The organism is Faecalicatena faecalis (assembly GCF_012524165.2).
Taxonomy (GTDB): Bacteria; Bacillota; Clostridia; order Lachnospirales; family Lachnospiraceae; genus Faecalicatena_A; species Faecalicatena_A faecalis.
This window is the reverse complement of record NZ_JABACJ020000027.1, coordinates 50597-65640: the sequence shown is the minus strand read 5'-3', so window position 1 is coordinate 65640 and position 15044 is coordinate 50597. Positions and strand designations below refer to the sequence as shown.

General features: G+C 42.7%; 19 protein-coding genes. 2 read left to right on the top strand and 17 right to left on the bottom strand.

The features are described 5' to 3' along the window. Window positions 1-206: 206 nt before the first annotated feature. Complete coding sequence (locus HGO97_RS20145; protein ID WP_216244664.1) at window positions 207-1454, bottom strand: tyrosine-type recombinase/integrase; 1248 nt, start codon at window positions 1452-1454, stop codon at window positions 207-209. 64 nt (window positions 1455-1518) lie between these two features. Between HGO97_RS20145 and HGO97_RS20140 the strand changes: the two genes are divergently transcribed. Beyond that, window positions 1519-1746, top strand: a complete 228-nt coding sequence (locus HGO97_RS20140) for a hypothetical protein (RefSeq protein WP_216244662.1) — start codon at window positions 1519-1521, stop codon at window positions 1744-1746. A 73-nt stretch (window positions 1747-1819) separates the two neighbouring features. Here the strand turns inward: HGO97_RS20140 and HGO97_RS20135 are convergent, their stop codons facing one another. After that, window positions 1820-2059 (bottom strand): helix-turn-helix domain-containing protein, encoded by a 240-nt coding sequence (locus tag HGO97_RS20135; RefSeq protein WP_216244659.1) that lies wholly within the window; start codon window positions 2057-2059, stop codon window positions 1820-1822. Window positions 2060-2063: 4 nt separating this feature from the next. After that, complete coding sequence (locus HGO97_RS20130; RefSeq protein ID WP_054353018.1) at window positions 2064-2480, bottom strand: RNA polymerase sigma factor; 417 nt, start codon at window positions 2478-2480, stop codon at window positions 2064-2066. 560 nt (window positions 2481-3040) lie between these two features. Between HGO97_RS20130 and HGO97_RS20125 the strand changes: the two genes are divergently transcribed. Beyond that, window positions 3041-3397, top strand: coding sequence for a helix-turn-helix domain-containing protein (locus tag HGO97_RS20125; RefSeq protein WP_216244657.1), 357 nt, complete (start codon window positions 3041-3043; stop codon window positions 3395-3397). A gap of 12 nt (window positions 3398-3409) precedes the next feature. On the opposite strand, the gene HGO97_RS20120 is transcribed toward HGO97_RS20125, so the two are convergent. The 14 genes from HGO97_RS20120 to HGO97_RS20050 all read right to left on the bottom strand — a co-directional run bounded on the left by HGO97_RS20120 (window position 3410) and on the right by HGO97_RS20050 (window position 15041). Then, on the bottom strand, window positions 3410-3709 hold the full coding sequence (locus HGO97_RS20120; protein ID WP_216244654.1) for a carboxymuconolactone decarboxylase family protein: 300 nt from the start codon (window positions 3707-3709) through the stop codon (window positions 3410-3412). A 4-nt stretch (window positions 3710-3713) separates the two neighbouring features. Continuing rightward, on the bottom strand, window positions 3714-4343 hold the full coding sequence (locus HGO97_RS20115) for a DNA alkylation repair protein (protein ID WP_216244652.1): 630 nt from the start codon (window positions 4341-4343) through the stop codon (window positions 3714-3716). Window positions 4344-4394: 51 nt separating this feature from the next. Continuing rightward, window positions 4395-5354, bottom strand: coding sequence for a sigma-70 family RNA polymerase sigma factor (locus HGO97_RS20110; RefSeq protein WP_330654305.1), 960 nt, complete (start codon window positions 5352-5354; stop codon window positions 4395-4397). Window positions 5355-5521: 167 nt separating this feature from the next. After that, on the bottom strand, window positions 5522-6430 hold the full coding sequence (locus HGO97_RS20100; RefSeq protein ID WP_216244650.1) for a conjugal transfer protein: 909 nt from the start codon (window positions 6428-6430) through the stop codon (window positions 5522-5524). A gap of 21 nt (window positions 6431-6451) precedes the next feature. After that, window positions 6452-7456 (bottom strand): bifunctional lytic transglycosylase/C40 family peptidase, encoded by a 1005-nt coding sequence (locus HGO97_RS20095; protein ID WP_216244648.1) that lies wholly within the window; start codon window positions 7454-7456, stop codon window positions 6452-6454. Further along, window positions 7453-9642 carry a CD3337/EF1877 family mobilome membrane protein gene (locus HGO97_RS20090; RefSeq protein ID WP_216244646.1) on the bottom strand — a complete coding sequence of 730 codons (2190 nt, stop codon included), beginning with the start codon at window positions 9640-9642 and terminating at the stop codon, window positions 7453-7455. The genes HGO97_RS20095 and HGO97_RS20090 overlap by 4 nt, the downstream gene beginning before the upstream one ends. Before the next feature lie 5 nt (window positions 9643-9647). After that, window positions 9648-12098, bottom strand: coding sequence for a conjugal transfer ATPase TcpF (tcpF, locus tag HGO97_RS20085; protein WP_216244643.1), 2451 nt, complete (start codon window positions 12096-12098; stop codon window positions 9648-9650). Beyond that, on the bottom strand, window positions 12085-12474 hold the full coding sequence (locus HGO97_RS20080) for a conjugal transfer protein (RefSeq protein ID WP_025490949.1): 390 nt from the start codon (window positions 12472-12474) through the stop codon (window positions 12085-12087). Before HGO97_RS20080 ends, tcpF begins: the two co-directional genes overlap by 14 nt. A 111-nt stretch (window positions 12475-12585) precedes the next feature. Further along, on the bottom strand, window positions 12586-13083 hold the full coding sequence (locus HGO97_RS20075; protein WP_181970303.1) for an antirestriction protein ArdA: 498 nt from the start codon (window positions 13081-13083) through the stop codon (window positions 12586-12588). Window positions 13084-13095: 12 nt separating this feature from the next. Then, window positions 13096-13590 carry an antirestriction protein ArdA gene (locus tag HGO97_RS20070; RefSeq protein WP_216244640.1) on the bottom strand — a complete coding sequence of 165 codons (495 nt, stop codon included), beginning with the start codon at window positions 13588-13590 and terminating at the stop codon, window positions 13096-13098. A gap of 76 nt (window positions 13591-13666) precedes the next feature. Beyond that, window positions 13667-14137, bottom strand: coding sequence for a hypothetical protein (locus HGO97_RS20065; protein ID WP_216244638.1), 471 nt, complete (start codon window positions 14135-14137; stop codon window positions 13667-13669). Window positions 14138-14147: 10 nt separating this feature from the next. Beyond that, entirely contained in the window at window positions 14148-14618 is a 471-nt protein-coding gene (locus tag HGO97_RS20060) for a DUF6650 family protein (RefSeq protein ID WP_216244636.1), read from the bottom strand. Between the two features lie 70 nt (window positions 14619-14688). Continuing rightward, window positions 14689-14910 (bottom strand): hypothetical protein, encoded by a 222-nt coding sequence (locus HGO97_RS20055; RefSeq protein ID WP_025490955.1) that lies wholly within the window; start codon window positions 14908-14910, stop codon window positions 14689-14691. Then, window positions 14907-15041 (bottom strand): DUF3789 domain-containing protein, encoded by a 135-nt coding sequence (locus HGO97_RS20050; RefSeq protein WP_216244635.1) that lies wholly within the window; start codon window positions 15039-15041, stop codon window positions 14907-14909. Before HGO97_RS20050 ends, HGO97_RS20055 begins: the two co-directional genes overlap by 4 nt. Window positions 15042-15044: the final 3 nt, after the last annotated feature.

Genomic DNA, 15044 nt, shown 5'->3' with positions numbered 1-15044 from the left:
ACGCAAATATATGCGTTATATATAAACCAAGGGCTGAATGCTCATAAAGAAGCCTTCAGCCCTACCATTATCATAGAAGATCTGCTTTTACAGAGATTTCTTCACACACTCCTTATTGCAAAAAACCTGCTTAAAATCTGTATTTTTTAAACTTATTAACCGTATCATATTCGATTACCTTTGATTACCTTTTGGTTACTTTACAACTAAATTGCGATAGCTTTTTCAATTTGTTGCCGCTTACTCTTCTCATTCTTATTACTATAGTAGTAATACTTTTTTGTTGTCTCTATATCAGCATGCCCCATCTGTTCTGCAACAATACTATCATCAACATCTGCATCAATTAAGGTAGTTCCATAGGTTTTTCTAGCTTTATGTATAGATCGATGATGTAAATGTAGTTCTTCACATATACTTGTCATTCGCTTATTAAATGTATTCTCTCTAATACGTTTGCCATTGTTCATAAACAGATACTCACCATGCGGATTTAGTTTGACAATTTCCGCTATTATCCATTCAGCAGTTTCTGTTATAAGCAAATCTCTGTTACCAGCATCAGTTTTTGCAAATTCCTCTACATCAACAACCCATTTACCAGTTTCCTCATCTTTGTATTTAATTTCAGTTCTCCTAATATGAATAATTCTGCCCTCTATATCATTTTTCTTTAAAGCGGATAACTCTCCTACTCGTACACCTGTTACGAATACTAGCAATACGCCCCAATTCCAAATAGTTGGATTGTTCTTTACATAACTTACTATACATGGTATTTCGTCCTCAAAAAAGACCTCATCTTGCTTTGTCTTTATTTTCTGAGTGAAAATGGTCTTTGGTAATTCCAAGTCCCCGAAAAATTGAGTAATACTGATTGAGGTATATTTCTTCTTTTTTGCATATTTAAAAATACCATTTATCAGTAGGCGAAGCCCAGAGAATGTTTTTACCGTCAATTCAAAATCACAAATACTGGACTTTATGAATTTCTCTAAATCTTCTTCTGTAATATCCTTAAACTGTTTAGAAGAAATAGCTGCTTTTGAAAAGAATCTCTCAAAATCTGAACAGTATCTATCATATGACTGTTTACGAATTTCTTTATATTCCAGTTTCTGGTTCACCCATTCTGTAAAGACAGTTCTTATATAAGGAACGTCCTTATGTTCCTTAATATATTTAATAACAACATCTTCGATTGCTGTCTGAGTAGTTCGCTTCTTTAAAACCCTCCCTTTTTCTTCATCTGGAAGATATGTATACCATTTTCCGTTTTTACCCTCCCATATTTCATAAGGGTGTTCTTTCAACAATTCTTCTCTTTGTGCCATAGCGAATTGTATTTGAATTCTCTCGTAGTTTATTATACCTTTTTCTATCATAAAATTCAATAAGTTCGCATCATTCACAATGGAAACTTTATTATATGGATTTAGATTTTCTGGTAACATTTCTTCCGTTTTCTCATCTCCCTGCTTCTATGTAATAATGTAATTTATTTCGCTATGGCATATCATGAGTAATCAGATGGCTCTGGAAAGCTCCACTGGATTTTCACCATTCCCATTCTTATGGGACAACCGCATCATGCGAGTGTATCATTATTCTGACATACGGGTCATGGCAGCAACCTTTCCAACAGTCGCTTACGGATCACTGGCGTGGTCGCTCGCTCTTTTGTCCCTCCTTTCATGGGTCATGGCGTTCCAGTCCGTCGGCTCACCGTATATCAAACGTATCTGATTACTTTATTCAGTTTTCAAAGAACATTTATCGGGGAGCTGAAATGAGGTGGTAGGACACTCCCGAATACCATTTATTTCACTTTGACTTCAAAATCTAAAATTGCCTTAATCAATGCAGCTCTTATTCTGCCTTTCAGTTCCATATCAACCACGATATACATATTTCCGTGTTCATCATAGAAAGGTCGTAAACTGGCTTTTGATATGTAAGCGTCATAGTGATTTAAAATCTTTTCGATTGCCACCTCATCACCATCAGCAGCAGAGCTGATTGTGGAAAATGATGGGCATTTCTTTGTAGACTTCATCATGTTTTCAATCCTCCTCGTACATATCTCTTATGAGCTTTAATGTGTGCAGCCTGTTTCTACAAACGGAAAATCGTTCCATTCCCACGACCTCTGCAATTTCAGCGTCGGTCATTTCAAGAAAGTAGGACATAAGCAGAATGTTACGTCGTCTTTCAGATAATTCTTTGATTGCTTCACATAAGCGTTCATCATAGATACGGACTTCTGAACCGAATACATCAAATGATGTAAACTCAACGGAATACTCGTCCATGATACCCATATGGTTTAGTTCCATTTCAGACAGTTCACAGAATGGAGTTTCACGTCTTGCACGTCTGCCAAGCTCTCTGTCGTAGTTCTTTACAGTTCGGCCTATAACCTTGCGAGCCAGACAGTCAAATTGAAGTCTGATTGCGTTCTCGAAAGAAGATGGTTTCATAATCTCACCCCCTTTCCAGCTAAAGTTGCTAAAGCGAAAAGTCTTCTACCTCTTTTCGCACTAACACTCACCAGTGGGGGTGGGCTTTGATACCCAACTTCAAAAACTTTTTTAAAAAGTTTTTTGCAGCAAAAAAGCACAAGGACAATACGCGCGTATTGACTTTGTGCTTTCCAAATTGTTCCTGCTATATGATGTGAAAAACCATATACAAGGGTGTTATAGTCCGCTGAATTTAAACGGATTTTTTTAACAAATTGCCAATGGTCGAAAGTTGTCGAATAAATAAATATTCCATGCGGCTACCTCCCATAGCCGCTAAAACAAAACAACCTAGTCACCGTTAGGCAAAAAATAAAACGGCGGCATTTGTTTTACCGTCGTCTTATCTAAAAGGGCGCAAAAAACCATTACTGCTGACAACGGTTTTTTTATTTACCGCCAAGCAGTATTTTTAGCTGTTATTTACGCATAATAGGAACTACAAAACCTAGCAATACGTTTTACTACACCTGTTACTTATTCTTTAGGAACAGTAAAATGTAGTGAGGTGATTTACTATGCGTAAAAAAGAAGATAGGTACGATTTCAGAGCCTTTGGGCTTGCCATCAAAGCAGCAAGGAAAAAACAAGGTCTGACTCGTGAACAGGTGGGTGCAAAGATTGAGATTGACCCACGTTATTTAACAAATATTGAGAATAAAGGACAACACCCAAGTTTACAGGTACTTTATGACCTTGTGACTTTACTTAATGTGTCCGTTGATGAATTTTTCCTACCTGCCAGCAGCCAAGCCAAAAATACAAGGCGCAGGCAGTTGGAAAAGCAGCTCGATACATTCTCCGACAAAGATATGGTAATTATGGAGATTGTTGCTGACGGTATCGTTAAATCTAAAGAAGTGGAGGAAAGTTAAATCCTCCATTTTTTACTTGTCATAACTCTTCAAAGCTATATCCATTGATTCTGTGGCAATTATACCTACCTCAGGCAATCCGACCAATATGGCACTTTTTACTTCTTTTTTTGTCGTACCTAATTTTTTTGCGGATTTTACATGAAATTCTATTCCACTAAGCAAACGAACTGCTGATAAAACAGCAATATATGCTAGCTCTTGCGTTTTAGGATCTAATGCACTATTTTCTGAGTTTTTCATTGCCATATCCATAAATGATTTTCCAATACTACCTGATTCTTTCGTAAATACTCCAAATCCGTTTCCCATGATTTCATCCTTGTTTATCTAAATATTTATGTGCTAATTTATATACTTGCTGAATTTTTTTGTTCGATAAATCCCAAGAAAATAGTTCTTGTTCAATCAGTTCCCTATGTTTTTTGCTTATATCTCGTAGGGCATTTCCTACCGATTTCCTAACATACAAACTATTATCCTCTTTCAGACTTGATAAAATTGAAATCGCAATCTGTGGATTTTCCGAAAAAAACGGTCTACTTGTCCACACTCGTAATCCCTCTGTTACAGCTCGACGATTATTATGGTTATCACTGGATATCCATTCATTTATAATCTGTAATGAATTTTCATATCCAATTGACTTGCAATAAGCATCAAATGCCATAGCTAATACCTCTTGAACCCTCCAATCTGGATGTTGAGAAACAGTGTCTTTTAAAAAAAGAGTCGCAGCAGCACTTTGATGAGCTATATATCCACAGAGAAATACGGATATTTCTTGAATCTGAAAATATGTGGATTCCCATGATTCACAGGCAAACTGCCAGCAGTCTTCCAGACTATGGGTTTTGTAAAATTCTTGCGCATACTTTCTTATGAGTGGCAAATTTTCTATTTGGACTAAAGACATTTCTAATTCTTGAATTTTTGACCTATACATATTAACCCTCCTTTCACTTTAATAGATGATAATTCTAAGTGAAAGACTCGGCTAATTTGAAATTTTATATAAATCTCTGATTGAAACAATAATACTTTCAAACCATTCATCACTCGGTTCATATTCAGGCATATTTTGGTAGTAATAAAGTACCTTTGCGCTTGTTGCTTCATCAAAAGAATAATCCTTATATCTATAATCCAAAATATCGAGAGTCTTTTTTAATTTATTTTGAAGATCTGCACGTTGATTTACAAAATTCACCCATGCAGAGCATTTACACGGATTATCAGCTTCGAGAATACTACAATGCCCTTGAAAAAAAGAATCTAAATTCATTCTAGCTCTATATAAAAGACCTTTTACAGCTTTGGGTGTCACCTGTAATAACTTTGCAACTTCACTTATTGGCAACCCAAACATATAAACTAATGAAAATGCAATTCTCTGATTTATTGATAATTTTCTTACCATTGCAAGGAAACAGCCATCTCTAATTTTAGATACTTCCTCATTAACAAAGGTTTCATCTATAAGAGTAGGAGATACATCCATTAAATGTTTTCCGTCTTCGATTAAATCATCTATGTTCTCGGTATAATCTATTTTCATACGGTTATCCTTATTTATTTTCATCCGAAATTCATTAAGGCAGATAGTTCTTAGCCACTTCTTGATGGATTTAGGATTTTTAAGAGTTTCAATATTTTTCCATGCCTTAATAAATGTTTCCTGTGCTAGATCCTCAGCATCTTTTGTATTTCCTGATAATTTTAGAGCAAAATTATAAATATATGTTCCATAATCTTTAACAATTCTATCAATATCCAGCATAGAAGTATTATTCAAATGAAATCTTCTATCCGCTGGTTTTTTTGCATCTTCTGGAATAGCCCACGAATGACCAAATCGTATAACGCCCTCTATTCTATTTTCAGTGCATAACTTTTGAATACGCCTTTCTGATAAATGCCATTTCTCTGCAAATTCTTTTACTGTTAGATATTTCATTATAAACCTCCCCATATGATAATAGACGGTAAAACGAATAATATACCAATTTAATATTACAGTAAAATAAGCCTTGATACAATTGTAAAGTAATTGAATACAGGAATTATGAAAAAGAAGTAGAACATATGTCATGTATTTCCACTTCTTTTTCATACTTTTCTTTCCTATTTCACAATCTTCCAGTTACCGCCCATTTTAGCAAGCACAAGCTCATATTGTGAAATCTGTGCCGCCTTTGTCCTCTGGTCGAGGTACTTCACTGACACAGACACCTTGACCTTATCCCCGTCCATAGTGAACAGCGGATTGATTAGTTCTGAATACAGATAGTCCGTGTTTACGGATTTCAGCACACCGTCTGCTACATAGTAGGAAAGTTCCTTATCGGTAGCAGTGGGATACAGCTTGAAGAATGTTTCCAAGAACTCGGTCACTTCCTCTGTGGTGGCAGCGTCTACCGTTTCGTCGTTTTCTGCCGCCTTTGGCTCATAGCTGGACTTTGCTGGCATACTGCTGATGGTGGGGTTCTTTGTGATTACCATGTTCCCGTCACTGTCCAAATGGACAGCCACCGTATAGGCGGATACGAGAACAGAGGACTTTTCACCCTCCGTCACCGTCTGATCTACAGAGTAGAGGACAGCATACTCGTTTGTTCCAGCCTGCTCTATGTTCCAGATTTTCACCTCATTTACAGTGGAGCTGGTCGGTATATCACTCCGTACCGTGTCCACGTTCAAATCCTGCAAGCCTTTTGTAAGATACCTGCTGATAGCGGCTGTCCTTGCTTCAATGGCTTCTTTGTTGTTGCCCCATGAATAATAGGACTTTGCAAAGTCCTTGACGAAGTTCTCAATCCTGTTCGTATCCACGATACGCTGTTCTATGACCTCTTTCTCGTGGACGGTGTGCATATCAATGGCAGTAAAATTCTTATACACCCCGAAGCTGACGCTGGCAATCAGCACCAGCCACAGGGCGATAACGGACTTTCTGTGTGTGCCTACTTTCATCACACGCACTTTCTTTGCCTTATTGGGTTTTGCTTCTTTTTCTTTTTTCTTTAATCTCATAGATACCATTTCCTTTCTGTCTTAATGGGATTTTACACGCCCCGCACCAATCAAGTGCTGTTGCCAGTATGGGGTGTTAAGGTCTGTATAGCCAATCGGATTTCCAGCGTGATACATACGGTTATTTCCTGCATAAATGCCCACATGGGTTACATATGTGCCAGCGTTATACGTGCTGTGGAAGAATACCAAATCGCCAGCCTTTGCCTGTGCCAGTGGGATATGCTGGGTTGCGTCGTACTGGTCTTGAGCCACACGGGGTAAGCTGATACCTGCCTTGCCATAGCACCACTGAACCAGACCGCTGCAATCGAAGCTGGTGTTGGGGTTGCTGCCGCCAAACACATACGTCCAGCCTTGATACTTCAAGGCTTCATTGAAGATGGCCTGTACCGTTGCGTCACTGAAATTGGGGACTGCCAGATATTGGGCTACCAGACGGACATAGAACATATTTCCATACTTATACCGCCAGCCGCCATTTTCCTTGATGGATATTTCATTCTTGTAAGTCACCTTGACACCGCCAGACTTCTCCCTTGCGAAGCTGACCGCCAGTTCAAAGGTGTACTTCTTTCCGTGGCTTGCCACATAATCAAGAAAACCGCCGCCATAGTTGTAGCTCTGGACGACGGTGTTTATATCACAGCCTTTCGCTTTTGATGAAGCAAGCAGAGAAGCAAAATATTTGCACCCTTGCTCGATAGACTGCTCTGTATTAAGAGAATTGGGTGGCAGCCCCAGACTTTCACTGGACTGCATAACGTCCACCGCTGTGCCGCCAGACTCCACCTGCATAATGGCAAGCAGGTAATTCACATAGTCCTCAACCCCGTATTTTTTCGCATACTTCTCAACGGTGGGTTGGTGTTTCAAGACCTCCGCTGACAGGTTCATGCCCGAATAGTCAAATCGGGAACCGCCGCCGCTTTCCTCGTCGTCTGATGTGACGATAAACAGAAACAGCAGCAGGCTGATAATCACCGTGAAAATCCCACCAAGCAGTGCTAAATGCCGCAGCTTCATTTCTTACGTCCTTTCTTTTGGGTGTGGGTTGCTTTTTTCACAGTGTTTCTATGTGTGCTTTGGCTGGATTTCTGTGCAGTGGTCTGACGGGCTGGTTTACTTCCAGCAGAAACAGGCTCTTTAACAGCCTGTGGCCTTACCGGTTCTTTGCTAGTCTGGGAACGGGCAGCCGCTTCTTTTGCCACCTGTGGCCGCTGCTCCTGTACCGTGACCGCTGGCTCTTTGGCCTTGACAGGCTGCTGCTTCACATGGCTATCTCTGGTAACTGCCGCAGGGCGTTCCTTGATGGTCGGCTCTGTCTTAGCCGCTGAACCTTTTGGAGTGGCCGCCTGTGGATCAGGTGAACCAGACACGGGCTTTGTGGCTGGACGTTCATGGACAGGGGCAGCCCCTTTCGGCGCTGATCCTGTTACTTTTGCTTTATCCAGTGCCATGCGCTTTTGGGCTATGGTCTGCCTGTGCTTCCCCTGTTTTTCAGCCCGTCCCTGCTGACGTGTGGCTTTTTCCTCTATCATGCCACGCTTGAAATCTGATACGTTTTCTTTCGTCTTTTCCTTTACGGAGTGGACAGCATAGCCAGCCTGTGTCGGCATATCCTTGACCTGCTCCTTGACGGTCTGTGCTTTGTCCTTGACCCTCTGTCGGGTATCCAGAACCGCACCGACCTTTGAGCCAGCACGCTTGCCAAAGCTGGGAGTACCGCCAGATTGCTGTCCTGTGTCATGGTTCGGACGTGTGGCCTGTCTGGTATCATTCTTCTTTGCATGAGAAGCCACCGCTGCACCTACCGCACCGCCAGCCATGCCAGCGGCTAACGTCCTGCCGACACGACGCTCCAAACGCCTTGCCCCACGGTTTAGTAACAGATAAGGGCGGCGCATGATACGCCTGCCGACCTGCTGGGTGTCCCCAGATTGCAGGCTGAACATTCCCATCAAGTCCCCAAGTTTGAAATAGATACCGCCATAGGTGACAATCTGCAAAAAGGCAATCATAAAGAACGGATACCCTGCTGAAATGGAGTAGAACATGGTACTCACGCTAAAGGCAGCGGTGATAATGAGGGTGATACCTGCCCTCATCATAATCGTGTTGAACAGTTTCGTGATGGCCTTTTTCCCCATGCCCTCATAGGTAGGTATCATGGAAAGAACAAAACTCACAGGCAGGAACATGGCATAGATGATGAACAGCACTTGCGAAAAAATCATCATGCCTGTAAGCAAAAATACAAAGATGGAAATGCCAATATTGAACAGGAACAGAAAGACCACCGTTCCCAAGCGGCTCATGGTCTTTGTGACGCTCATGTTGGGATTGTCCTTGTCCTCGATTTCCTCTATGACCTTATCCTCTCTGGTGTCCGTGTCTGGGCTGGCGGAAAGCAGACCGTCCACACGGTCAGCCCCAAGCTCCTCCATATCGGAAGTCCCATACTGCAATAACAGCCAAGGCTGCTGCACCTGTATGGAAAACAGGCTGTCCCGTATCAAGTCCACGCTGTCTTTCCCTTGACTGTCCGAGTTGGGCAGGGTGATTTTCGTTCCCAGCGTCAGTGCCGCACTACTGATGTCCGAAGAAAAGTCATTGATTTTAGTGATGTAGTTGGGCGCATAGGCGATAAAGGACGCTGACAGAAGAAAGACTACAAGGAAGTTGACGACCGCATGGACAGCCTTTGTGGTTTCCCGTTTGATAAGCCCCGTATAGGCAACATAGATACCTACAATAAGCACAAGTATAAGCAGGAAACCCACATAAAATCCCTGTGTGGAAAAGCCGCCAGCACTCACACCAGCCAAGGTCTGGATATTCTTGCCGATTGCGTTTGCGGTGTCCGAGATAAAATCCAGCTTGTATGCCTCCTGTACCACATACCCTGTGGCATTGGAGATATACATACTCACTGTCCAGACAAAGTTGGTGATGGCATAGAGTCCGTATTGGATAGACTTGCCGATACCGTCAAGCCAGTTCCAAGGCAGCCAGTCCCATGAGCTGTCCACATAGAAATCAAGCTGGTAGTTTTCCAGTGGGTACTTTGAATACTGGTTGGCAGCGTCCACCGTGTCGTCCACCAGACCAGCGGCGTGAGCCACCGTGCCTGTGATGGATAAGAAAGCGAGGATACCGACCACCACCAAGAGGGTGATACCTGCATAGCGCAGGATTTTTTGTTTCCTCATGGGCTTCACCTCGTTTCTTCATTCTGTTTTGGCGGTCTGGTGTCAAAGGCAGCGAACAGGTCAGCGAATACAGGGTGTATCTGGATAACGCCCACACGACCGTAGAGGTCTTGAAACAGGCATTGCCCGTTCTCCAAATCCCTTAGACGCTTCTGGTTGTTTTCGTCCTCTTTATCCACGCCGAAAAATTCAAGGGTGTTCTTAATCTCACTGATGTCCGTGGAACGGAACGCAAATTTTAAGCCGATATTGTTCTTCATCTTCTCGTCGTCCACGTCACCAGAGTTCTGTGTCACGAAATAGACAGCGGCGTTCATGGAACGCCCTGCACGTATGAGCTTATTGGACAGAGCCTTGCCCTGTGCCACCTGCAAGAACGTCCACGCTTCATCTAAATCCACCATCTTGAAAACGCTACGGTCTGAATGGATAAAGTCGAGGGCAAAGGTGGAAATGACAATCAGCATAGCCACCGAGAGCAGCTCCATGGTGGTGTATTCCTCAAACTTTGTGTCACGGTCGGGCAGCACAAGGTCAGCCACCTGTATGACATTTAGCTGCCTGTCTAAGCTGATGGACTGTTCCACCGTACCATCAGAAAAGAGCAGGTGTGCAAAGTCATAGTCCACCATGCTCTCGATATGCTCCGCTATGTTGTTGGACACGGGCGTGTTTTCTTTTCTAAGCTCATCAATGACAAGCAGCAGCCCATGCCTTTTTCCCTGTGTCACACAGCGGATTGCCTTTCTAAGCACAGGGAATTTTTCACCGTCACGGGAGCTGATACCTGTTAAAAAGGTCAGTATGTCGATGGCAAGGCTCTCGGCGTCTTTTAGGTTCTTCATAATCACGTAGGGGTCAAGCAGCCCCTTGTTCCTTGCTTCACTGGTAAGGTTCACGATATTGATTTCATGGGCGATTTCTGGCAGTGTTTCTTTCCAGTTCCCACGCTCACTTTTGGGGTCTACAATAACCGCACTGCCGCCGAACAGAACCGCATAATAGACAATGAGGTTGTTGGCAAAGGATTTCCCACCGCCCAGTGAGCCTAAAAAAGCGGCAGCCAGAGCATTTGTGACAGAGCCTTTGACTCCCTGTGCCGCAAGGCTGGGCTTCAAATACACATTTCTGCCTGTATCGAGGTTATAGCCGATATAGATACCGTCATTTTCCCCAAGCTGCTGTGTCGCACCAAAGCCAAGGCCAGCGAGGAAGTCCGAAGTCACGTACTGGATATAATCGTTGATGTACCGCCTGCTGGCAGGGATAAACTCCCCGTGTAACCCAAGCATATCCCCGAACGGACGCACCAATTTTACATTGAGGTCGTCGTAAAAATCTTTTACCTCGTCGCAGCGGCGTTTCAGCTCGTCTAAGCTATCAGCCGCCACACGCACCACGTAGGACAGCTTATACATGGACTCTTTGGACTGGTCAAGGGCTGTTTCCAACTCATTCACCGAGTCGAGGGCTTCTACCACGTTGCTGCTGGTTTCGTTGTTGGACTCCCATGCGTGGTTATCCAAGTCTTTCAGTTCTTTCTTTTTATTGCGGACGGTCGTTAATGCTTTTTTGTTGGTGACGATTTCTACATTCATAGAAGTGGAAACAGGGAATGTGAATTGCTGTTGTTGGTAGTAGAAAATCTCGCTTGAGGGAAAATCCAGCTCCCCGACGATATTGTTAATGGTGAAGTAGGCCACATACGTTGTCTGATCTTCACTGTCCAGCTTTAGGTATCGCTGGTTTTCTGTAATCTGGCAGCGTGTGGGACGGATAAGGTCGTACCGCTTTACCAGCGTTTCCTTTTTCATCTTCTTTACAGGAAAGTCATAGGCGTAGTCCTCATAGGCAATCCCTGTTTTTCCGTAGATATGCTCCAAGAGGTAGCCGAAGTCTTTCTTTTCCAACCGCCTTATTTTAAACCGCCTTGAGATTTTGCTTTCCAAGAGCTTTTCCATCTTTAGGAAACGGTTGATTTCATCATTACTCATGGAAACAAAGTCCCCCATCAGATGATGGTTGACCTCATAGAGAAAATCAGCAAAGGTCATGGCAGCGGACTTCCTTGCGTTTTTCAGACTGATTTCTTCCTCATTCACCAGCAGCTTGAAGCCAAGGAAAAAGCGGTAGTCTATCTGATTTTCCCCAATCATTTGCACCAGAGCTTCGGTCAGCTCGTCTATCTTTGCACAGGCGACCCCACGGAGTCGGCCTGTGACCTCCTGTTTGGAGCGTTCCTGTGTGGCTCGGATACTGGACTCGGTGCTGATCTGCAAGGCATGTATTTTCCCGTCACGGTTCTGGGCGATTAGCTGGCGGAAGTTGTCATGCACCATGTACTTTTCCTCTGGGGATAAGAACGAATAATTGTAGGGTGTCAGCTCATAGTAGGCAAAGCACTCCCCATCATGGTTGAATACAAGGTTGTTTTCGATATATTTAATCGGGAACATATAAATCACTCCTAACTGCTGTGACAGCGGTATTGAAAGTTTCCGTTTTCAGCTTGACCGTCTTTCCTGCATAGGTCACTTTGGGGCGGAGCAGGTAGCTGATACTGGACTTTAGGAAACCGAAAGGCTTCTTGCCATCAAAGGTTTTCTGGCTCGCAAACCACGTGACTGCCACGGGGATACCAAAGTATTTGAGGAACGCACCGTCAATCATGTTCAGCGGTGGCAGCTCGGCAAACACAATCACCGCAAACAGGGATACCACGAACCATGCCATCTGTGTAAATGTGATGGGGAACGGGAGCTGAAAATCATTGATGGCGTAAATGACCTTTTCCACGCTCCAGATACTTGTATAGCTTCTTATTTTCTTCAATGTTGTGTACCATTCCTTTCTGTAAAAATAGAAACAGCAGCCTGTTTTTTACAGACTGCTGTGCAATGAAATAAGCTGCCAGAACCGCATTTGTGTTGGTCTGCCAGCCAGTTAATACAGGCACTCAAAAACTCCGTACCTTGTTTCCACGAAGCAGCCCTCCAAGTCAAGGTCACGGGCAAAGGCTTCATAGTCAATGTAATGTTTCAATCGGTCGGGTATCTCACCCAGAGCTTCGCACTCATCAATGAGGTGGTAGGCAACGTCCACCATGTCGTCGCAGCCAGGGTACTGAATGATGTCGTCCTTGTGGTCGTAAAGTTCTTCTATGCTGCAAAACTGGCAGAGCAGGTCGTCTATCACTTCATTTAACGGATAGTCCAATTCCTCCACCATAGCGCACAGACGGTTCACTTCCTCAATGGGCGTGTACTCGTCGATTTCAAAGGGCAGCTCATAGTCATGGATTGCGTATTCCTCGTAGCGGTCATTCAAACCGATACGTTCTGCCATCTCGTCATAGTCCACAGGCGGCGTGAACCAGTCGCCTACAAGCTCACCCTCGTTATATTTGCCTAAGTTGGCGATATAGACTCTCATTTCCTCCATAGGGACACCGCCTTATGGGTAACGGAACACGCCGCTGGAAGTAAAGAGGTAAGCGTCGCTTTGTTCCAGCTCATACCCGTAGGAAGTAAAGTCAATGTGCTGCACCAGTTCTGGCGGCAGCTCCCCGAAGCAGTGTTCCTCCATGATAAGGTATTCAGCCAGCGCAGCCGAGTCCGACACGTCATAGTGGCGTATCTCGTCCTTATGTTCGATAAAGTCCTCGATATTTTGAAACCACTTTGCCTGTATTTCTTTCAACTCATTTCCCACAGGTGTGCCCTCGATTTCCTGTATCATGCGGCACAGAACATTGATTTCCCATAAGGGCATATCGGGGTTTAAGGCAAAGGGCAGCTCATAGTCTGCAATCTCAAAATCTTCCTCTTGTTCGACACCAAGCCTTTCCTTGATTTCTTCCAAATCCACAGGGCAGTTGAACCATGCGCCTGCATACCCGTCCTCGTCCTCATGGTAGGGCTTTCTGATGTCGAGGATATATAATCTCATTTCATACATTTGTTACCAAATCACGTCCTTTCTGTTTTTGCGTAATAAAAAAGCAGCAAACCTTTAAGATTTACTGCTAGACTTTTCGCACCGTAGATACTCTAGTAAAAAATTTCTTATATTCTGTACCCTCTGTATCTTTTACGTATGCGTATATTTTAGTTGAGCCATTAACTTGCATTGACGCTAATGCATTTCTAAAATCCTCAATTTGAAAATATTGAGATGTTGCTTCTCCTTGACTAAGCATGATCTGACTTTCATGCAAGGTAAACTTGTTTATATATACATGTTGATTTATCTTAAAGCCGATATTTGAAATTTTCACTTGTCTATTTCCAATATTTGTTGCAGTGATATGATAGCCAATACCAGCTTCACTGATAAATGAACCGCCAATAACAAGTAATTTCTTTTTATAAGGCAATCTAGCTGTATTTATTGAAACAGCGATAGCTATTATACTTACCAACAAAGTAAGAGTAGACAACAATAGTGTAGCAAATCCAATATTTGAATTACACCATGTAATTATTTCTTTTATCATTTACCCACTCCTATTCTGGAATGATTTGTGATAAATCATCTTCTATATCCACTCCATATGCTTTTGCTATTTGTCCTATCATTACGCCGAATACACCTCTTAATTCACCGATTGCTGACGTAAAAATCCAGTTATCAATATTCCCATTCATGCAAGCAAGATAACGAAAATCTTCTCTATCAGGGCATTTGCTAAGAAATTTATTACATGAACTTCTCATGGCTCTAATATAAGAATTTAAGTTAGATTTTTCATCAACATGCTCTAACTGTGCAGTTAGGTAATTCCTAATTTCTACTATGGAATCAATACATGGATGTACTGTCTCATATTCATATGGAGAATACAATACACGTCGTGGCTCAAGAAATATAATAATTCTACGAGCAATAGAACGTTCTGTTTCTTGCGGATTCCAAGAAACTCCGAAAACAGGGCAACTAATACCAGTCAAGCGATTAGCTAATTCTTTAAACTTCATAATGTATTTTTCCTTTCTTGAGTTATCTAAGATACATTATAACAGTCAATACAATTTAAAACAATATTCTTTACGCCCCAATAATCTTGTTAAACAGTTGCAGCAACACGTCTTTCACGCCGCCAGCATTGAACACCAAGCCGACCGCAATCAAGGCAATCACCAGAAAGCCGATAAGTTTGCTGAACTCACGCTTGAAGCCTAAGTAAATGCCAATCACCACAATCGCCATAAGCACAAGGCTCTGTGCATTGCTTAAAAACCAGTTGTATAAGTTCTGTCCGAAATTCATTTGTCTTTACTCCTTTCCATTTCTTTTAAGTGGGTGTCCGCTTCTTTTCCTACTTGCAGGATACACATAAGCACCACACCCATGCCCATTCCTACTGACACCAGCAGCAGGTCAAACAATAAATGCCACACTTT